The organism is Roseburia sp. AF02-12 (assembly GCF_003461765.1).
GTDB classification, from domain to species: Bacteria; Bacillota; Clostridia; order Lachnospirales; family Lachnospiraceae; genus Roseburia_C; species Roseburia_C amylophila.
Genome location: NZ_QTXS01000002.1, coordinates 723,119 through 744,271 on the forward strand (window position 1 = coordinate 723,119; position 21,153 = coordinate 744,271).

At 42.3% G+C, this 21,153-nt stretch carries 17 protein-coding genes; 16 read left to right on the forward strand and 1 reads right to left on the reverse strand.

Annotated features, from left to right (window positions below; all coding sequences use genetic code 11):
• Window positions 1-55 precede the first annotated feature (55 nt).
• The 10 genes from clpB to DV740_RS12900 all read left to right on the forward strand — a co-directional run bounded on the left by clpB (window position 56) and on the right by DV740_RS12900 (window position 14,205).
• Window positions 56-2,650 (forward strand): ATP-dependent chaperone ClpB, encoded by a 2,595-nt coding sequence (gene clpB, locus DV740_RS12855; protein WP_022243920.1) that lies wholly within the window; start codon window positions 56-58, stop codon window positions 2,648-2,650.
• Window positions 2,651-2,727: 77 nt separating this feature from the next.
• Window positions 2,728-3,423, forward strand: a complete 696-nt coding sequence (locus DV740_RS12860) for a polysaccharide deacetylase family protein (protein ID WP_118088268.1) — start codon at window positions 2,728-2,730, stop codon at window positions 3,421-3,423.
• 223 nt (window positions 3,424-3,646) lie between these two features.
• Window positions 3,647-4,972 carry a replication-associated recombination protein A gene (locus DV740_RS12865; RefSeq protein ID WP_022243922.1) on the forward strand — a complete coding sequence of 442 codons (1,326 nt, stop codon included), beginning with the start codon at window positions 3,647-3,649 and terminating at the stop codon, window positions 4,970-4,972.
• Between the two features lie 19 nt (window positions 4,973-4,991).
• Entirely contained in the window at window positions 4,992-6,275 is a 1,284-nt protein-coding gene (locus DV740_RS12870; protein WP_022243923.1) for an aminotransferase class I/II-fold pyridoxal phosphate-dependent enzyme, read from the forward strand.
• Between the two features lie 10 nt (window positions 6,276-6,285).
• Window positions 6,286-7,146 (forward strand): DMT family transporter, encoded by an 861-nt coding sequence (locus tag DV740_RS12875; protein WP_022243924.1) that lies wholly within the window; start codon window positions 6,286-6,288, stop codon window positions 7,144-7,146.
• A 648-nt stretch (window positions 7,147-7,794) separates the two neighbouring features.
• Window positions 7,795-9,033: a serine hydroxymethyltransferase gene (gene glyA / locus DV740_RS12880; RefSeq protein WP_022243925.1), complete on the forward strand. Its 1,239-nt coding sequence runs from the start codon at window positions 7,795-7,797 to the stop codon at window positions 9,031-9,033.
• A gap of 210 nt (window positions 9,034-9,243) precedes the next feature.
• Window positions 9,244-10,638, forward strand: coding sequence for an efflux RND transporter periplasmic adaptor subunit (locus DV740_RS12885; RefSeq protein WP_118088269.1), 1,395 nt, complete (start codon window positions 9,244-9,246; stop codon window positions 10,636-10,638).
• Complete coding sequence (locus DV740_RS12890; protein ID WP_022243927.1) at window positions 10,635-11,321, forward strand: ABC transporter ATP-binding protein; 687 nt, start codon at window positions 10,635-10,637, stop codon at window positions 11,319-11,321. Before DV740_RS12885 ends, DV740_RS12890 begins: the two co-directional genes overlap by 4 nt.
• Entirely contained in the window at window positions 11,318-12,937 is a 1,620-nt protein-coding gene (locus tag DV740_RS12895; RefSeq protein WP_118088270.1) for a biotin/lipoyl-binding protein, read from the forward strand. Before DV740_RS12890 ends, DV740_RS12895 begins: the two co-directional genes overlap by 4 nt.
• A gap of 14 nt (window positions 12,938-12,951) precedes the next feature.
• Window positions 12,952-14,205 carry an ABC transporter permease gene (locus DV740_RS12900; protein WP_118088271.1) on the forward strand — a complete coding sequence of 418 codons (1,254 nt, stop codon included), beginning with the start codon at window positions 12,952-12,954 and terminating at the stop codon, window positions 14,203-14,205.
• Window positions 14,206-14,281: 76 nt separating this feature from the next.
• Here the strand turns inward: DV740_RS12900 and DV740_RS12905 are convergent, their stop codons facing one another.
• On the reverse strand, window positions 14,282-14,518 hold the full coding sequence (locus DV740_RS12905; RefSeq protein ID WP_117697564.1) for a helix-turn-helix domain-containing protein: 237 nt from the start codon (window positions 14,516-14,518) through the stop codon (window positions 14,282-14,284).
• Window positions 14,519-14,737: 219 nt separating this feature from the next.
• Here DV740_RS12905 and DV740_RS12910 point away from each other — a divergent pair, with 219 nt between their 5' ends.
• From DV740_RS12910 to DV740_RS12935, 6 genes are all read left to right on the forward strand, one after another.
• The gene (locus tag DV740_RS12910) at window positions 14,738-15,205 is read left to right on the forward strand and encodes a hypothetical protein (RefSeq protein WP_118088272.1); all 468 of its coding nucleotides are present in this window, start codon (window positions 14,738-14,740) and stop codon (window positions 15,203-15,205) included.
• Between the two features lie 282 nt (window positions 15,206-15,487).
• Entirely contained in the window at window positions 15,488-15,766 is a 279-nt protein-coding gene (locus DV740_RS12915; RefSeq protein ID WP_022243932.1) for a type II toxin-antitoxin system Phd/YefM family antitoxin, read from the forward strand.
• 5 nt (window positions 15,767-15,771) lie between these two features.
• Window positions 15,772-16,089, forward strand: a complete 318-nt coding sequence (locus DV740_RS12920; RefSeq protein ID WP_117947828.1) for a type II toxin-antitoxin system RelE/ParE family toxin — start codon at window positions 15,772-15,774, stop codon at window positions 16,087-16,089.
• A gap of 405 nt (window positions 16,090-16,494) precedes the next feature.
• Window positions 16,495-17,784: a serine--tRNA ligase gene (serS, locus tag DV740_RS12925; RefSeq protein ID WP_022243934.1), complete on the forward strand. Its 1,290-nt coding sequence runs from the start codon at window positions 16,495-16,497 to the stop codon at window positions 17,782-17,784.
• A gap of 260 nt (window positions 17,785-18,044) precedes the next feature.
• A complete protein-coding gene (locus tag DV740_RS12930; protein WP_118088273.1) occupies window positions 18,045-20,744 on the forward strand; it encodes an FAD-dependent oxidoreductase in 2,700 nt (899 codons plus the stop codon).
• 18 nt (window positions 20,745-20,762) lie between these two features.
• Complete coding sequence (locus DV740_RS12935) at window positions 20,763-21,107, forward strand: hydrogenase maturation nickel metallochaperone HypA (protein ID WP_117697576.1); 345 nt, start codon at window positions 20,763-20,765, stop codon at window positions 21,105-21,107.
• Window positions 21,108-21,153 lie beyond the last annotated feature (46 nt).

Genomic DNA, 21,153 nt, shown 5'->3' on the forward strand with positions numbered 1-21,153 from the left:
GAAACAGAAATAACAGGAATTCGTTCATAGCACAGTGGGAAATGAGGTGAAAGATATGAACATTCAGAAATTTACACAGAAGTCAATGGAAGCAATCCAGGATTGCGAAAAATTAGCATATGAATATGGCAATCAGGAAATCGAGCAGGAACATCTTTTAGTGGCATTACTGCAGCAGGAAGATGGACTGATTTTAAAACTGATTGAGAAAATGGAAATCCAGAAGGAGCATTTTGTAGACAATGCAATCCGCCATCTGGAAGCAAGAACCAAGGTGTCCGGCGGCCAGGTTTATGTCGGCCAGGCATTGAATAAGGTATTGATTAGTGCAGAGGATGAGGCAAAGCAGATGGGAGATGATTATGTCTCCGTAGAGCATCTGTTTTTATCCTTGTTAAAATATCCGAACCCTGCATTAAAGGAAATTTTTAAGGAATATGGTATTACAAGAGACCGTTTCCTGCAGGCACTGTCTACGGTGCGTGGCAACCAGCGTGTGACCTCCGATAATCCGGAAGCTACTTATGATACCTTAAATAAATATGGTTATGATATGGTAGAGAGGGCGAGAGACCAGAAGCTGGATCCGGTCATCGGACGAGATGCAGAAATCCGGAATGTAGTGCGTATTTTGTCCCGTAAGACGAAAAACAATCCGGTACTGATTGGCGAACCCGGTGTAGGTAAAACCGCAGTTGTAGAGGGACTGGCACAACGGATTGTACGTGGTGATGTTCCGGAAGGATTAAAGGATAAGAAGCTCTTTGCACTGGATATGGGTGCATTGGTAGCCGGAGCAAAATACCGTGGTGAATTTGAGGAACGTCTGAAAGCAGTATTGGATGAAGTAAAGAAATCCGAAGGACAGATTATCCTCTTTATCGATGAGCTGCATACCATTGTCGGTGCAGGAAAAACCGATGGAGCCATGGATGCCGGACAGCTTTTAAAACCAATGCTTGCCCGTGGAGAACTGCATTGTATCGGTGCTACCACATTGGATGAGTACCGTGAATACATTGAAAAGGATGCCGCATTGGAACGAAGATTCCAGCCGGTTATGGTAGACGAACCGACGGTAGAAGATACTATTTCTATCCTGCGTGGATTAAAGGAGAGGTATGAAGTATTCCATGGAGTAAAGATTACCGACAGCGCACTGGTTTCCGCAGCTGTGCTTTCGAACCGATATATCTCAGACCGGTTCTTACCGGATAAGGCAATTGACCTGGTGGATGAAGCCTGTGCACTGATTAAGACAGAGCTTGATTCCATGCCGACCGAGTTAGACGAACTGAACCGTCGTGTCATGCAGTTAGAGATTGAAGAGACTGCATTGAAAAAAGAGGATGACCGTCTGAGCCAGGAGCGTCTGGCAGACTTACAGAAAGAGTTAGCAGAGCTTCGGAGTGAGTTCCAGAATAAGAAGGCACAGTGGGACAATGAAAAGAAATCCGTAGAGAAAGTCCAGAAGCTGCGTGAGGATTTGGAAAGCCTGAAAAATGAAATCCAGCAGGCAGAGCAGAGCTATGATTTAAATAAAGCGGCAGAATTAAAATATGGTAAGCTGCCGCAGTTACAGCAGCAGTTGGAAATTGAAGAAGAAAAAGTCAAAGGTGAAGATTTATCACTGGTACATGAAAGTGTCAGCGAAGAAGAAATCGCAAAGATTATCTCCCGCTGGACCGGAATCCCGGTAGCAAAACTGACTGAGAGCGAACGAAATAAGACACTGCACCTTGATGAAGAACTGCATAAACGTGTCATTGGACAGGACGAGGGCGTTACCAAGGTAACCGAAGCAATCATCCGTTCCAAAGCCGGAATCAAAGACCCGAGCAAGCCAATCGGTTCTTTCCTGTTCTTAGGACCAACCGGTGTAGGTAAGACAGAGCTTGCCAAAGCATTAGCAAGCTGCCTTTTCGATGATGAATCCAATATGGTCCGTCTCGATATGAGCGAGTATATGGAGAAATATTCCGTTTCCCGTCTGATTGGAGCACCTCCTGGATATGTAGGCTATGATGAAGGTGGTCAGCTGACGGAGGCAGTCCGCCGGAAACCGTATTCCGTAGTCCTCTTTGATGAGGTGGAAAAAGCACATCCGGATGTCTTTAATGTACTGCTTCAGGTACTGGATGACGGACGAATTACCGATTCTCAGGGACGTACCGTAGACTTTAAGAATACCATTATTATCATGACTTCTAACTTAGGCTCCATGCATCTGTTGGAGGGCATTGACGAAAATGGTGAGATTCGTCCGGAAGCAGAAGAAGCTGTCATGGAAGAACTGAAGGGTAACTTCCGGCCGGAATTTTTAAACCGTCTGGATGAAATCATTATGTTCAAGCCGCTGACCAAAGACAACATCGGCAACATTATCAAGTTACTGATGGAAGATCTGAATAAACGTCTTGCAGACCGTGAACTGAAAGTGGAACTGACCAAGGCTGCCGAGGATTATATTACCGAGAAAGGTTATGACCCGGTATATGGTGCAAGACCACTGAAACGTTTCCTGCAGAAATATGTGGAGACATTGGCAGCAAAATTGATTCTTGCAGATAAAGTCAGAGAGGGAGATACCATTCTTATCGACCTTACCGATGGAGAATTGACTGCCAGCGCAAAACCGGCGACCGCCTGAAATGGTTCAAGCTTGACATAATAAGAAATGCAGTTGCTGCATATATTGTCAGGAGAGCAGAAAAGTAACGGTGTAAAATGAGTCGAATCCGAAAAGCATTGATATGGATGAATCTGGCACTGGCGGTATTGGTAATTGCCGCCGGAGCCTGTCGGATCCGTGTCAATCATCTGGTAAATGCAGAGAGCATGAATATAAAGAAAACAAGTGGAATAAAAGAGGTTGCATTGACATTTGACGATGGACCAAGCCCGGATTGTACGAAAGATTTACTGGAAGGGCTGAAGGAGCGCAATGTCAAAGCAACCTTTTTTGTGATCGGAGAGAAAGCAGAGGCATATCCGGATTTGATAAAGAAAATTCAGGATGATGGGCATATCATAGGAAATCATTCCTATACCCATGTGAACCTTGGCATCTTATCGAAGAAAGATGCCTGTGAGCAGATTCGAAAGACCAATGATGCCATTTATCAGATTACCGGGGAATATCCGCAGTTTTTGCGTTCTCCTTTCGGAAGCACCCAGAAGAATCTGGACTGTCAGATGAATATGATAGAGGTGCTCTGGGATGTAGACCCAAGGGACTGGGAGGTACAGAATAAGGAAAAAGTCGTCAATAAAGTAATGACGGATGTCAAAGATGGTGATATTATTTTATTACATGACGGTTATGACAGCAGTATGCTGGCAGCCTTTGAGATTATTGACCGGCTGCAGGCACAGGGTTATGAATTTGTAACGGTAGATAAGCTGATATTTGAGTTACCTTGAGAAAAAAGAATGTTTCAATGGATTTTTTGTGTGTTTTCACTGGAAAATCAAGAAAAAATACCAGAATAGACTTGTCAAAAGGCAAAAATTAAGGTATGGTATCTTAGGATGAAATGAATTATTTTAAAGCTCAAATGTCATTTTGAAACCCAAAAAGTATAAAAATGAAGAAAAATAAGAGTAAAAATGCAAGATTCGTTTTGAAATTATGCAAGGAGCAAAAATGGATTTATTTGATTACATGCGGGAACAGAATATGGAAAAAGAGTCTCCCCTTGCGGCAAGACTTCGTCCCACGACCTTAGACGAAGTAGTCGGGCAGGAACATATTATCGGAAAGGACAAGCTGTTATATCGTGCCATTAAAGCAGATAAGTTAAGTTCTATTCTTTTCTATGGACCGCCGGGAACCGGAAAGACCACGCTGGCAAAAGTGATTGCCAATACCACCAGTGCTGAATTCCTTCAGATGAATGCTACATCTGCAGGAAAGAAGGACATGGAGGAAGTGGTGCAGCAGGCAAAGAACAATCAGGGAATGTATGGAAAGAAAACGATTCTTTTCATCGACGAGATTCATCGTTTTAATAAAGGACAGCAGGACTACCTTCTGCCTTTTGTAGAAGACGGAACGATTATCCTGATTGGTGCCACAACGGAAAATCCATATTTTGAAGTCAATGGGGCTTTACTATCCCGTTCCATTATTTTCGAACTGCATGCACTGGAAAAAGAAGATATTAAGAAGCTTTTGGTGCGGGCAGTTACTGATAAGGAAAAAGGAATGGGTGCATATCAGGCAGTCATCGATGAGGATGCACTGGAATTCATGGCAGATGTAGCCAATGGAGATGCAAGGGCAGCCCTTACCGCCATTGAACTTGGAATCTTAACCACACCACGAAGCGAAGACGGACTTATCCATATTACAATCGATGTGGCACAGGAATGTATCCAGAAGCGTGTAGTGAAATATGATAAGGCAGGAGATAATCATTACGATACGATTTCTGCATTTATCAAAAGTATCCGTGGAACAGACCCGGATGCAGCCCTTTATTACCTCGCAAGAATGTTATATGCAGGAGAAGATATCCGTTTCATCGCAAGAAGAATCATGATCAGCGCGGCAGAGGATGTTGGTACAGCAGACCCGATGGCATTGAATGTAGCGGTTTCTGCAGCACAGGCAGTAGAACGCATCGGTATGCCGGAGGCACAGATTATTCTTGCAGAAGCAGTTGCCTATGTGGCAAGTGCCCCAAAGAGTAATGCATCCTATATGGGACTGAATCGCGCGATGGATGTGGTAGAACATACCAAAACGGCACCGATACCAAATCACTTAAAGGATGCACATTACAAATCCGCCGGAAAATTAGGACATGGTCTGGGTTATCTTTATTCCCATGATTACCCGCATCACTATGTCAGACAGCAGTATCTTCCGGACGGGCTGACGGATTCGGTATTTTATGAGCCGACCGACAATGGAAAAGAAAAAGAAATCGCCCAGTGGCTTCACTGGTTAAAAGAAAATGATGAATGATACAGGAGGAAGGAATAAGATGCAGTCTTATCAGGAAATGTCAAAAGAAGAATTGTATAAGGTAAAGGAAGGTCTTGAAAAAGAGTATGCAAAATACAAGGGAATGGGTCTTTCTTTAAATATGGCAAGAGGAAAGCCGGCAGCAACCCAGCTCGACCTTGTCATGCCGATGCTGGATGTATTAAACAGCAGCAGTGAATTAATTGCAGAAGATGGTACAGATTGTAGAAATTATGGAGAATTAAAAGGAATTCCGGAAGCAAGAAAATTAATTGCAGATATGGTAGGAAGCACACCGGACCATGTTTTTGTATACGGTAATTCCAGTTTAAATGTTATGTACGATACCGTATCCCGTTCCTTTACCCATGGTGTCATGGGAAGTACACCATGGTGCAAACTGGATAAAGTAAAGTTCTTATGTCCGGTACCGGGTTATGACCGTCATTTCGGAGTAACAGAATTTTTCGGTGTAGAAATGGTAAATGTACCGATGACTTCCGAAGGACCGGATATGGATATGGTAGAGCGTCTGGTAAGCAGCGATGATTCCATTAAAGGAATCTGGTGTGTACCAAAATATTCCAATCCTCAGGGAATTACTTATTCCGATGAAACTGTCCGCCGTATGGCAGCATTAAAGCCGGCAGCAGAAGACTTCCGTATTTACTGGGACAATGCCTATGTAGTACATCATCTCTATGAAGATGAGCAGGATGACCTTTTAGATATCATCAGCGAGTGTGAGAAAGCCGGCAACCCGGATATGGTATATGAATTCTGCTCTACATCAAAGGTAAGCTTCCCGGGAAGCGGTATTGCAGCAATCGTAACTTCCAAGGCAAACCTTGACTTCATTGAAAAACAGTTTACGATGCAGACCATCGGACATGATAAGATTAATCAGCTTCGTCATGTACGTTATTTCAAAAATATTGACGGAATCAATGCACATATGATGAAACAGGCAGCAATTATGCGTCCGAAGTTTGAAATGGTAGAAAGAACATTGCAGGATGAATTAGGCGAGCTTGGAATCGGTTCCTGGATTAGCCCGAAGGGTGGATACTTCATCTGCTTTAATACTTTACCGGGATGTGCAAAGAGTGTTGTTGCCAAAGCAAAAGAAGCAGGCGTTGTTTTGACACCGGCAGGAGCACCTTTCCCTTATGGAAAAGACCCGGAGGATTCTGTTATCCGTATTGCACCAAGCTTCCCGACTATGGAAGAACTTGAGACAGCAACTAAAATTTTTGTACTTTGCGTCAAACTTGCAAGCGTAGAAAAACTGCTTGCAGAATAGAAAGAATCATATGAAACAGGAAAAAAGACAGGGAATTTTATTTATTATAGGAGCAGGCTTCTTCTTTGCGCTGATGACATTTTTTGTCCGGCTTTCAGGAGACCTGCCTACGATGGAAAAGGCTTTTTTCCGAAATGCAGTAGCTGCCGTTGTGGCAGCTTTTCTGCTCATCCGGGCAAAAGAGCCATTCTATGCACCAAAAAAAAGCTGGGGCGGACTCTTCATGCGAAGCTTCTGCGGAACGGTAGGATTAATCTGTAATTTCTATGCCATTGACCGGCTGAATATTGCAGATGCCAATATGTTAAATAAGTTATCGCCTTTCTTTGCAATTATTATGTCAACCTTTATCTTAAAGGAAAAGGCAAATAAAGTAGAATGGGGAGCAGTCGTGCTGGCATTTACCGGAGCACTGCTTGTCATTAAGCCATCCTTTGATATACAGTTTGTTTACGGACTGATTGGAGCACTGGGCGGACTGGGTGCAGGAATTGCTTATACCTATGTGCGTAAATTGGGGAAAATGGGAGTGAAGGGACCGGTTATCGTCCTTTGTTTTTCACTCTTTTCCTGTGTTGTCACATTGCCGTTTTTTATCATCGGATATAAGCCTATGAGCATGACACAGTTTGTCTGCCTTATGCTGGCTGGCGTATGTGCAGCAGGCGGACAAATCTGCATTACCACAGCATATACGAAAGCACCGGCAAAAGCGATATCTGTTTTTGATTACACCCAGATTGTCTTTGCGGCACTTCTTGGCATTCTGTTCCTGAATCAGATACCGGATGTCCTCAGTATTGCAGGCTATATTGTAATCATTGGAACTGCCATATTTAAGTGGCAGTATAATATGAAATACGACACCTAGAAAAGGGAACTGGAAAAGATATCTGAAAATACGCTTTTTTACGGTAATGCGTAAAAATACTGTTGCGTTGAATCAGGCTATCACTTATAATGATACTCAAAGTAAATTTATTGGGCGATTGCGAAATTGGATAACCAGTCTTTCAAATTTTTCTATAGAAAGGGCATTGGAGTCTGCACTGAAATCCCGTAGTTCTAAAAGGTATATTTTGCTTGATGCGATAAAAACAGTCTTTCCAATGTTTGACATCGTCGCTGCATTGTTCGTCAACTTCAGATGCATGATAAGGGCTGTTAGGGGCACTTAGAATTTCGTCTGTTCTTTGGCAACGCTGGCACAGGGACGTGCCAGCGAGGCGCAATTGAACATGGATGTGAATTTGCGCCGGTTGCCGGAATGTACGATGTCCATGCCGAAATTCTTAGTGCTCCTTGCAGGCTTTATGCCGCATCTGCAGTTGGCGGACAGTACAGCGACCCCGTCAAAGCAACGGAAAGACAGTTTACAATCAAGCAAAACATACACTTAAGAACTGCTGGCATTCCAGTACAAATAACTCCAAATCCCCTTTCATAGCAAAATTTTGAAAGAAAAGCTGTCCCCTTTCGCAATCGCCTAAAGAAAATCACATAGAGAAGGAGAAGAAACATGTATACATTAGAAGATATTCAGGCAGTGGACATGGAAGTTGCAGATGCCATTACCAAAGAATTTGACCGTCAGAACAGCCACATTGAGCTGATCGCATCTGAGAACTGGGTAAGTCCGGCAGTAATGTCAGCAATGGGCAGTGTAATGACTAATAAATATGCAGAAGGCTATCCGGGAAAGAGATATTACGGCGGATGTGACTGCGTTGATATTGTAGAGAACCTGGCAATTGAGAGAGCAAAAGAGCTGTTTGGCTGTGACTATGTAAATGTACAGCCACATTCCGGTGCACAGGCAAACATGGCTGTACAGTTTGCTATTTTAAAACCGGGTGATACCGTAATGGGAATGAACTTAGACCATGGTGGACATTTAACACACGGAAGTCCGGTAAACTTCTCCGGAACATATTTCCATATTGTGCCTTATGGTGTAAATGATGAAGGCTTCATTGACTATGACAATGTTATGCAGATTGCAATGGAATGTAAGCCAAAGATGATTATTGCAGGTGCATCCGCATACGCAAGAACCATTGATTTCAAGAAATTCCGTGAAATTGCAGATGCCTGTGGTGCAGTTCTTATGGTTGATATGGCACATATCGCAGGACTTGTTGCAGCAGGACTTCATCCAAGCCCAATCCCATATGCAGATGTTGTAACAACAACAACCCATAAGACCTTAAGAGGACCAAGAGGCGGAATGATTCTCTGCAATCAGGAAGCAGCAGATAAATATAACTTTAATAAGGCAGTATTTCCGGGAATCCAGGGTGGACCTTTAATGCATGTCATTGCAGCAAAGGCAGTCTGCTTAAAAGAAGCGTTACAGCCGGAATTCAAGGTATATCAGCAGGGTATTATTGATAATGCCCAGGCACTTTGCAAGGGATTATTAAGCCGTGATATCAAGATTGTATCCGGCGGAACTGACAACCATCTGATGTTAGTAGACCTTACTAATTATGATTTGACAGGTAAGGCAGTAGAAAAATTATTAGATGCTGTAAACATCACATGTAATAAGAATACCATTCCGAATGATCCGAAGTCTCCATTCGTAACCAGTGGTGTTCGTCTTGGTACTGCAGCTGTTACATCAAGAGGCATGAATACAGAAGATATGGACAAGATTGCAGAGGCAATTGCCATGATGATTAAAGAGGGCGAGGCAGCTTCTGAGAAAGCAAGAGCAATTGTAGCAGAATTAACTGCAAAATATCCTCTGAAATAAATCGTAAAAATTTTTGTCGGGAAATTAATGATTTCTTAAGAAATCTTAGGAATTATCCACGCTGTATTTCGAATAAGAAAATGATAAAATAGTCGTAAAGTATGAAAGCTTTACGGCTATTTTTTTCGAAGTCAGGCATCCATAAAAAGCTGCCAACGGCAGTTTCTACAGGTAAAAGGCAGGAAAAAGGAATTATTCAGGAGGAGACAGATGAGCAAAAAGAAGGTAGGCATTATTATTGGAGTTATTGCAGCGGCAGTAGTTGCAGCCGGAGTAGGATTCTATTTCCTAAAGGGAAGAAGCAGCGGTGGAAATTCTGCAGACAAGGTATATGTAGAAAAAGTATCTGCAATTATGAACCAGTCAGCAGGAATCAATAATCGTTACAGTGGTGTGGTAGAACCACAGGAGACCTTAGAGATAAATAAGGATTCCGAACGTAAAGTAAAGGAAGTATACGTTTCTGTTGGTGATGAAGTAGAAGAGGGAACCGTATTATTTTCTTATGATACAGAAGAACTGCAGATGCAGATAGACCAGGCAAAGCTTGAGATGGAAGGCATTGCAAATGACATTTCCAATTCAAATGCACAGATTGCAGAATTGCAGAAAGAAAAAGCAAGCGCACCGGAAGACCAGCAGTTTGAATATACCACACAGATTCAGACACTGCAGACTTCCATTAAGCAGTCAGAATACAACAAGAAAAGCAAACAGGCAGAGATTGACAAATACCAGAAATCCATCGACAACTCAGAAGTAACCAGTAAGATGGCTGGTGTTGTAAAAGAAATCAATGAAAACGGGGTGGATCCCAATGGAAATACTGCAGCATATATGAAAATATTAGCGACAGGCGAGTACCGTGTAAAAGGAACGATTGATGAGACTTCTGTAGGAACAATTTCAGAGGGAACACCGGTTATTTTACGTTCCAGATTAGATGAGACGCAGACCTGGACAGGAAGTATTTCCAAGATTGATACTGAAAGCAGCCAGACGGACAGTAATTCTTCTGATATGTATGATGGAGGCAGTTCTGGAGATTCTGCGTCTAAGTATTCATTCTATGTTACTTTGGACAGTACAGACGGACTGATGTTAGGACAGCATTTATATATAGAGCCGGATTACGGACAGGGCGAGGTTGAAGAAAAGGAAGGAGTCTGGCTGTACGGCTATTATATTGTGCAGGATGATGGAGACCCATATGTATGGGCAGCAGACAAGAAGAACAGACTGGAAAAACGCAAGGTAGAATTAGGCGAGTATGATGAGAATCTCGATGAATATGAGATTAAATCCGGACTTTCTGAAGATGACCTGATTGCATTCCCGATGCAGGGACTGTATGAGGGTGTAACAGCAGTTACCAATATGGAAGAAGTAGATTATTCTTCTCCGTTATATAATCAGGAATCTACAGATGATTCTGGTATGGACGAAGGAATGTATGATGAATACGGAACTGAATCTATGGATGAAGGCATGTATAATAATACTGACGGAACCGAATACATGGACGAAGGAATGTATGATGAAGCCGGAACTGAATTTACAGATAGCGGCGAGTCAGGTGCGACAGATTCGGAGGTGGTTGAATGATTCTGAATCTGCAGCATATCTATAAAGATTACAATCAGGATAAACTGGTAGTTCCGGTATTGAAGGATGTATCTTTACAGGTAGAAGAAGGAGAATATGTTGCTATCATGGGACCGTCCGGTTCCGGGAAGACAACATTGATGAATATTATCGGGTGTCTGGACAGACCGACTTCCGGAACCTATGAACTGGCGGGAAAGGATGTCTTAAACTTAAAAGACCGCGAGATGTCTGCTGTCCGACTGAACAGTATTGGATTTGTATTTCAGAGTTTTCAGCTGATGCCAAGGGAAAGTGCACTGGATAACGTATCACTTCCACTGAGCTATGCCGGTGTAAAGAAGAAAGAACGGAAAGAAAGAGCACAGAAGGCATTGGAGCGTGTAGGATTAGGAGACCGTTCCGGGTTCCGTCCGACACAGCTTTCCGGTGGACAGAAGCAGAGAGTAGCAATTGCCCGTGCCATGGTAAATAATCCGAAGATTTTACTGGCAGACGAGCCGACCGGAGCATTGGACCAGAAATCCGGTAAACAGATTATGGAATTGTTCCAGAGCCTGAATGATGAGGGCGTTACCATTGTCATGATTACCCACGATATTAACATTGCAAAACAGGCGAAGAGAATCCTCCATATAGTAGACGGAGAAATATTTACAGACGATGAGGAGGGCAAGGCATGAAAAAGAAAGTTGTAATTGCAATTCTAATCGTAGTTTTAGCCGGAGGTGGAATCACCGGAGGAATAGTAGGATACCGGGCATACCAGAATAGTAAGCTGGTAGCAGAGGTACAGTCAGTATCCATGTTAAATACTGGTTCCTGGGATGACAGCATGGAAAGTGACGGAACCGTGACCAATGGACAGCAGCAGGATGTTTATGTCAGCACAGAGCAGACCATTCAGAAAGTGTTTGTAACAGAAGGACAGGAAGTATCCGAAGGTGACCCGCTGTTACAATATGATATGACCAATATTGACCTGGCAATTGAGATGAAGAAATTAGACATCCAGACAATCGAAAATAATAGTGCTGTAGCACAGAAGGAATTGGAAAAGCTTAAAAATACCAAGCCAATCAGCAATGCCACAACAAGTACACCGTCTGTAGACAGTGTGACGCCATCAGCACCGGAAACACCATCTACGGATACTTCTGTAACCACACCGGATACGGTAGAAGAGAAGAACGGAGATGCCTATAATTATATTTCAACAACGGCGCAGCCATATACCGGAGATGGAAGCCAGGAGAATCCATACCGCTTCTTATGTACAAAGGAAGCATATGTCTATGGAAGCTATCTGAATACATTGAAAAGTGAGGGGAAGGTTGCGGTATTTGAAATTCATGACGGAAATACCGTAGCCGGAACCTTAATCAGTGCATGGACAAAAGTCGGTGCAGCTTTAGAGGAAGCAGACCCGGATGCAAAATGGTATGTTATTGATGGAAGTAAAGTAATTAATGAGCCGGATGTCCCGGATACCCCGGTCGAACCGGTTGTACCGGATACACCATCTGTACCGGATGATAACCAGCAGAGCGGATATACAGCAGATGAACTGGCAAAAGAGATTGCGGATAAAGAAAAAGAACTGACTAAGCTTGATCTGGATAAAAGAAAAGCGGAGCTTGCGTTGAAACAGATGGAAAGCCAGTCAGAAGATGGAATGGTTTATGCTGAGTTTAATGGTACCGTAAAGAAAGCAGGAGATCCGGATAATCTTCCAAATGATGGAAGTGCATTTTTGACACTTTCCGGTTCAGATGGTCTATATGTAAAGGGAACTCTAAATGAGCTTGCATTGGAACAGGTGAAAGTCGGACAGAGTGTTACAGCAACCTCCTGGAGCACCGGAATGGTATTTGATGCAACAATAACAGAGATTAATGATTACCCGGAGGATTCCAATGGCTATTATTATGGCAATGGCAATCCGAATGCATCCTATTATGGCTATACCGCATATATTGAAGACAGCACTGGACTTAGCAATGGAGACAACTTAAGTCTTTCCATTAATCTTGGTGGAGATGAAGATTCTTCCGATAAGATTTATCTGGATAAAGCATATGTGCGTAAGGAAGATGGTAAGAGCTATGTCATGAAGGATGATGGAACTGGTCATCTTGTAAAACAGTATGTGAAGACAGGAAAGACCATATACGGATATGCAGTAGAAATTAAATCCGGAGTTACAATGGATGATTATCTTGCTTTTCCATATGGTAAGACAGCAAAAGAAGGAGTCAAAACCAATAAGGATGAAGATTCCGGAACTGTAATGTATTAGTAGGAGGGACGAACATGTTAGAAAATTTAAGATTATCTTTTCAGGGTATCTGGTCACACAAGATGCGTTCCTTCTTAACTATGCTGGGTATCATTATTGGTATTGCAGCGATTATTGCAATTGTATCTACGATTAAAGGAACGAATGAACAGATTGAGCAGAACCTGATTGGCGCAGGTGATAACAATGTTACAGTGCAGTTGTATCAGGGAGATTATTCCATGGATTTTTCCTATGGAAGTGTACCGGGTGGAATTCCGGTAATTACAAATGAAGCACTGGAGCAGATTAAAGATCTGGATGAAGTAGAGGATGCATCTTTATTCCTTTCCAGACAGGATTATGATGGAGCATACTATAAAAATACTTCTCTTTCCGGCGGTTATATTATGGGAGTAGACAATGGCTACTTTAATACTGCGGGAATGATTATGAAGAGCGGACGCTGCTTTACCGAAGAGGACTACAGTGATTTTGCAAAGGTCGCAATCTTAGATGAAGATTCTGCAGAAGCATTATTTCAGGGTGAGAATCCAATTGGAAAGACCATTGAGATTAAGCAGCAGCCATATATTGCTGTAGGAATTGCAACCAAGAGCGAGCAGTTCGAGCCGGTTATCAATTCCATTGATGATTATTATACTTATTCCCAGGACAGCAGTGGTAAGATTTATGTACCATCTGTAACCTGGCCGATTATCTATCGTTATGACGAACCACAGCAGGTTCTCATTAAAGCAAAGAGCACCAGCGATATGACCAATGCAGGAAAGAAGAGTGCCGATATTTTAAATGGCTATCTTGCAACATCGGATGATACCATTAAGTACAAATCCGAAGACTTACTGGAGCAGGCAAAACAAATTCAGCAGTTGAGCCAGTCCACCAATACCATGTTAATCTGGATTGCCGGAATTTCCCTTCTGGTTGGCGGTATCGGTGTAATGAATATCATGCTGGTATCCGTAACGGAGCGTACCAGTGAGATTGGTCTGAAGAAAGCAATCGGAGCAAGAAAGTCTGTTATCTTAGGACAGTTCTTAACCGAGGCAGCAGTACTTACCAGTTTAGGCGGATTGATTGGAGTTCTGGTGGGAATCATATTAGCTGAGATTATCTCGAAACTTAGTACCACACCGGTTGCCATCAGTGCACCGGCAGCCGTAGGCGGCGTGGTATTCTCCATGATTATCGGAATTATTTTCGGTCTTCTGCCATCCTATAAGGCGGCAAACTTAGACCCAATCGAGGCATTGCGTCACGAGTAAAAAATAGAAAAATGTAGACCTATGGGACAAGATGTAAAAAAGAGAGGAAAATTCAGAAGATGAAATTTCCTCTCTTTTATGTTGCATTTTTATGGCGTAAATGAGCTGTTTTTATATCAGAAAGACCAAGAAAATAATCGGAAGAAACACTATAGTAATGGCAGAGCTTCAGAAGATGGCGGATAGGAAGCTCATTAGCACCACGCTCATAGCGGGCGTACATGGTCTGGGAAGTTCCGAGAACGTCGGCAATTTCCTGCTGGGTTTTGTCATGGTCTTCGCGTAAATTACGCATTCGCTGTATATAATCCATATAATCTCCAAATCTGAAAATAAATCCGGAATTTTTCAAAAATAAATTTATATAATTCTCAAAAAATCCAGAATATATTCTAAAAATAATATGTCTTGCAGAGGACTTTTTTAATTTATCATAATAAAGATGTTTACTATTGATTTTAGTAAATATATGTACTAAAATAGAGAGCAGTTCAAATGATAAAAGGAAGATAAACAGGAAAGGCGGACATTTATGAAAAACAGAAAGATTTCAACAGCAATAGCGGAAAAAGTTATGACAGGAGTATTAACGATACTTATGGCAATATCAGTTACAGCCTGCGGCAGCACGAAGAAGCAGGCAAATCCAGCTGCTATAGAAGTGACCGAAGCAGTTGTCACAACTGAGACAGAGAGCGAGACAGCAACGGAGGCAAAGGCAGAAAATGAGGACGTGACAGAGACCGAGGCTATGACGGAGACAGAAACAGAGGAGCCGGTGCTGTTTCGGGTGAAGGTTACAAGTGAAAATGGAGCATATATTTCGGAAAAACCTACAGATTTTGCGTATGGTGAAATTATGCTATATGATTATGGAACAGAATTTAATGTTTACGAAGTTTATGAAAATTCGGAAGAAGATTCCATTTATTATAGAGTTAAGAATGAATCTGGTGAAAATAAATATATATGGGATGGAGATGTTACAGTTATTGACTAGCATTTTAATTCATCATGATTTTCAGTAACACAGTATTTTGGATATAAAGAACTGCAAAAATTTTCTTAAAAGAAAAATCGCTTAGACCGTGAATGTGCCAAGGCACATTCTTATTCCAGAAATGAACATGGATATAGTAAAAAGTAACAAAAATCCCTTCCGAATTTTGTTATGGGTTTTATGGTTTTACGATGGTTTACGATGGGTTTTACGAATGGAAAACTTGATAATATAGTCAAATTATGATATGATGTGACTATAATATAGGCGGAGGTGTTTTTTATGCATGCATTACAGGAAACAATACGACCATCTGCAGATTTAAGAAATCATTATAGTGAAATTTCAAAACAATGCAGAGAAGAAAATGAAGCGGTTATAATCACAGTAAACGGTCGTGGTGATACAGTCTCTCTTTCGTATGAGGAATATAAAAGAATGAAGTCAAGAATAGAACTTTTGGAAATTCTTACAGAAGCGGAAGATGATGTAAAGAATGGTAGAGTAGCACCGGTTCGTGAAACATTTGATGATTTAAGACAAATGCTTGGGGAGGAATAGAATTATTGAAATATGAAGTTGTTCGTACAGAAACGGCAGATGCGCAGATTAGAAAAATCGTATTGTATATAGCCGAAAATTTTGGTAATAAGGTTGCACTGGAAAAATTAGAAGAACTGGAACAGAATATTCTTGATTTGGCAGTTCATCCATTAAAGGGGGGAGAAACGCATTATCTGGTATTGAAAAGACAAGGGTATCGGGTGTTGATATTGGAAAAAAATCTGGTTTTCTATAAGATAAATGAAGAAAATAAAAGAGTTATAATCTATGCTGTTGTTGACCAACGCCAGGATTACTTAAATATAATCAGAGGATTGTAGAATCCCCTTGCGTAAATCCACTCCCCGCGCTATAATAGGGAACAGAGTAAAAACAGCGTTTGACGAAAGCTAAGATTGACGGAATAATTCAGAGAGCCGGCGGCTGGTGTGAGTCGGTATTAGGAAGCAATTTGTCCACTTTCGGAGGCTGGTGGTGAAAGCCACGGGTTCGTACCCCTTATGATACGCAATGAAGTGGTCGCAGGCAAAGAGGAGAAGACGTAAAAAGAGATGCGGCAAAATGGGTGGCAACGCGGAACGGTAGATAAGCCTTTCGTCCCATGTATGAAAATGCATGGGATGGAAGGCATTTTTTACGCGAGTAGCGAGAAAAACCGCATGCTTACGAATCAATCCTATAAAATTTTCAAAAAAAGCACATGATATCAAAGAAGGAGAACAAAGATGATTGATTTAAAATTCTTACGGGAAAATCCGGACATCGTAAAAGAAAACATTAAGAAGAAATTCCAGGATCACAAATTGCCACTGGTAGACGAGGTAATTGAGTTAGATGAGCAGGCAAGAAGTGCACAGCAGGAGGCAGATGCATTACGTGCAAACCGTAACAGTATTTCCAAGCAGATTGGTGCATTGATGGGACAGGGCAAGAAAGACGAAGCTATGGCATTAAAAGAGCAGGTAAGCAAAGATGCAGCCCGCCTTGCAGAGTTAGAAGAGCAGGAAAAAGATTTACAGGAAAAGATTACCAGGATTATGATGACAATTCCAAACATCATAGACCCATCCGTTCCGATTGGAAAAGATGATTCCTGTAACGTAGAAATTGAAAAATTTGGTGAGCCGGTTGTTCCGGATTTTGAAATCCCATATCATACCGATATCATGGATCGTTTCCATGGTATTGATTTGGACGCAGCAGGAAAAGTTGCGGGAAATGGCTTCTACTATCTGATGGGAGACATTGCAAGAGTACATTCTGCAGTTATTTCTTATGCAAGAGATTTTATGATTGACCGTGGATTCACATACTGTGTACCACCATTTATGATTCGGAGCAATGTTGTAACCGGTGTTATGAGTTTTGATGAAATGGATGCCATGATGTATAAAATCGAAGGTGAGGATTTGTATCTGATTGGTACTTCTGAGCATTCCATGATTGGTAAATTCATTGATACCATCAATGATGAAGAAAAACTTCCATATACCCTGACCAGCTACTCTCCATGTTTCCGTAAAGAAAAAGGAGCACATGGTATTGAAGAACGTGGTGTATATCGTATCCACCAGTTTGAGAAGCAGGAAATGATTGTTGTATGTAAGCCGGAAGAGTCCAAAGAGTGGTATGACAAGCTCTGGAAGAATACCGTAGATTTGTTCCGCAGCTTAGATATTCCGGTACGTACCCTTGAGTGCTGTTCCGGAGACTTAGCAGACTTGAAAGTGAAATCCTGTGACGTAGAAGCATGGTCTCCACGTCAGAAGAAATACTTCGAAGTAGGAAGCTGCTCTAACTTAGGCGATGCACAGGCAAGAAGACTGAAAATTCGTGTCAAAGGCAAGGATGGAAATAAATATTTCGCACATACCTTAAATAATACTGTAGTTGCACCACCTCGTATGCTGATTGCGTTCTTAGAGAACAACCTCAATGCGGACGGAAGCGTAAATATTCCAAAGGCATTGCAGCCATATATGGGTGGAAAAGAAAAACTGATTCCACTGGATTAATTGAAAATAAGAATTTTGGAAACTGATTTTGAAAAAATAAGTTTCAAATAGTGAGAAAATCAAAAGAAACAGGAAACTGTGTTTTGTGTATAAAATTCACAAGACACAGTTTCTTTTTTATGAAGAACTATTGTGAAAAGTGTGATAATTATTGATAAAAATAACCGGATATTGTATAATATATACAAATATTGTAATGGATCACGGCAAAAAACAACCTGTGAGGGGAGCAATACAGGTATCATACAAAGGAGGGGCACATGGCAGAACCAAGAGAATTGATTCTGAAACTTGGTCAGAAGATTACAGACCGAATCGGAGTAAAAGTTACGGAAAATGACCCGGAATACTGGGGCTTGGCAAGTGTAGTGACGGATGAGATGGCAGAAGTTGCACTGGCAATGAAAGTCAGAGTACCGGCTACCGTAGCAGAAGTAGCAAAGAAATGTAAGAAGAGTGTAGAGCGGACCGAAGAACTCTTAGAAGAAATGAGTGTCATCGGAGTCATTGAGTACAACTGGGAGAACGAAGACCATCACAAACAGTATGTACTTCCAATGTTCGTACCGGGATGCGCAGAATTCATGGTAATGAACAAAGAGCAGGTGGAAGAGCATACCGAAATCGCAGATTTCTTTGAGCAGATGGCAAGACTACCACTGGAGAAAGTAACACCGATGGTTCCGCTGGGGGGAGCAGGAATCGGAATGCATGTTATTCCGGTAGAGAAAGCAATCCCGGCAAACCAGCAGTCGGCAAGCGTGGAGCATATTTCCCACTGGCTCAATAAATATGATAAATATTCCGTGGGCGCATGTTCCTGCAGACGGCAACAGCGAATCCGTGGGGAGGGAACCGGAGACTTAGAGGATGATTTATGTATTGGTGTCGGTGATATGGCAGATTACTGTGTAGAGACCGGAAAGGGCCGTTACATTGATTATGATGAAGTAATGGAGATTCTGCAGCGAGCAGAGGATAATGGCTATGTCCATCAGATTACCAACATTGATGGAGAAGATAAAATCTTTGCAATCTGTAACTGTGCAGTCGGTGTATGTAATGCATTGCGTACATCCCAGCTTTTCAACACACCGAATATGTCACGCTCCGCATACCGTGCCAGCGTAGAGCCGGAGAAATGTGTAGCCTGCGGAAGATGTGTAGAGTACTGTCCGGCTGGTGCAGCAAAGCTCGGACAGAAATTATGCACCAAAGATGGCGGACATATTACCTATCCGCAGCAGGAGCTTCCGGATACCACCAAGTGGGGACCGGAAAAATGGAATCCAAATTACAGGGATGATAACCAGATTAACTGTTATGACACCGGTACCGCACCATGTAAGACAGCATGCCCGGCACATCTTCCGGTACAGGGATATATTAAAATGGCATCTCAGGGAAGATATCTGGATGCATTGAAGCTGATTAAGACGGAGAATCCGTTCCCGGCAGTATGTGGAGCAATCTGTAACCGCCGCTGCGAAGATGCATGTACCAGGGGAACCATTGACCAGGCAGTAGCCATTGATGAAATCAAGAAATTCATTGCGGAACAGGAGCTCCATGCAGAGAAGCGTTATATTCCACCAATGTTGAATTATTCCGGAAAGCCTTTTGAGGAGAAGGTAGCAGTAATCGGAGCAGGACCGGCAGGGATGTCAGCCGCATTCTATTTAAAGAAAATGGGTTATCCGGTTACTGTATTTGAAAAAGAAAAAAGACCGGGTGGTATGCTGATGAACGGTATTCCATCTTTCCGTCTGGAAAAAGATGTGATCAATGCAGAAATCGATGTGCTGCGCGAGATGGGGGTAGAATTCAAGTGCGGCGTAGAAGTTGGCGAGGACATCACCATAGCACAGCTGCGTGAACAGGGGTATAAAGCATTTTACATAGCAATTGGTGCACAGGGCGGACGTATGACCGGAGTACCGGGAGAAGATGCCGTAGGCGTAGAAACAGGAGTAGACTTCTTGCGTCGTGTCAATTTAAATGAAGAAGGCGTGAAATTATCTGGCAAGACCGTAGTAATCGGTGGAGGAAATGTAGCAGTAGACGTTGCAAGAACCGCACTTCGTACCGGATCTTCCGATGTATCCATGTTCTGTCTGGAATCAAGAGATATTATGCCGGCAGCCGATGATGAGGTGGCAGAGGCAGAAGAAGAGGGCATTGTGGTAAATAATTCCTGGGGACCAAAGGAAATCCTTACCGAGAATGGCAAAGTAACCGCAGTAGTATTCAAAAAATGTATCTCTGTACTGGATGAGAATAAACGGTTTTCACCAAAATATGACGAAGAAGAATTATTAACCGTTCCTTGTGACCAGGTATTATTATCCATTGGACAGTCCATTAAGTGGGGGGCTTTATTAGAAGGAACCAGAGTGGAATTTAATCCGAACGGAACCTTAAAGGCAGACCCGGTAACATACCAGACTGCAGAGCCGGATATCTTTACCGGTGGAGATAACTATACCGGACCAAGATTTGCTATTGATGCTATTGCAGCAGGAAAAGAAGGCTGTGTATCTATTCACCGTTTTGTCCATGAAGGACAGAGCCTTACTTTGGGACGTAACAGAAGACAGTTCATTGAGCTGGATAAAGACAATATTAAAGTTGAGACCTTTGACAATGCAAAACGTCAGGTGCCGGGACATAAGGCTGGAGATGCAAAGCATACCTTCCGTGATTTACGAAGCACCTTTACCGAGGAGCAGGTACAGAAGGAAGCAAACCGCTGCTTAGGCTGTGGTGCTACCGTAGTAGACCCGAATAAGTGTATCGGCTGCGGAATCTGTACAACGAAGTGCGAATTTGATGCCATCCACTTAAGCCGTGACCTGCCGGATGCAAGCCGCATGGTAAAATCAGAAGACAAGTTAAAGGCAATCTTCCCATATATGTTAAAGCGTGAGATTAAGATTAAATTCAAAGGCAGGAAGAAATAAAAAGCAGGATGTGAGTGTATGCATGAACTGGGAATTATCATTCATATTTCCAAAACATTAAAGGAAGTAGCAGAAGAAAATGAAGTGACGAAGATAGGTTCTGTTACTTTGGAAATTGGAGAAGTCAGCGGAATTGTCCCGGAATACCTTTTAGACTGCTGGGACTATTACCGGAAGAAATCGGACCTGTTATCGGAATCGGAATTGCGTATCGAGACGCTTCCGGCGGTAACCATGTGCGAGAATTGCAAAAAAACTTATCCGACTGTAAAATTCGGCAGACAATGTCCGTACTGTAAGAGTGATGACACCTATCTGCTGACGGGAAATGAATGCAGTATCAAAGAAATGGAGGCCTGCTGAGGCAGGCTTTCCAATAAATAATTTACCAAAGAAAGAAGGGGTTAAA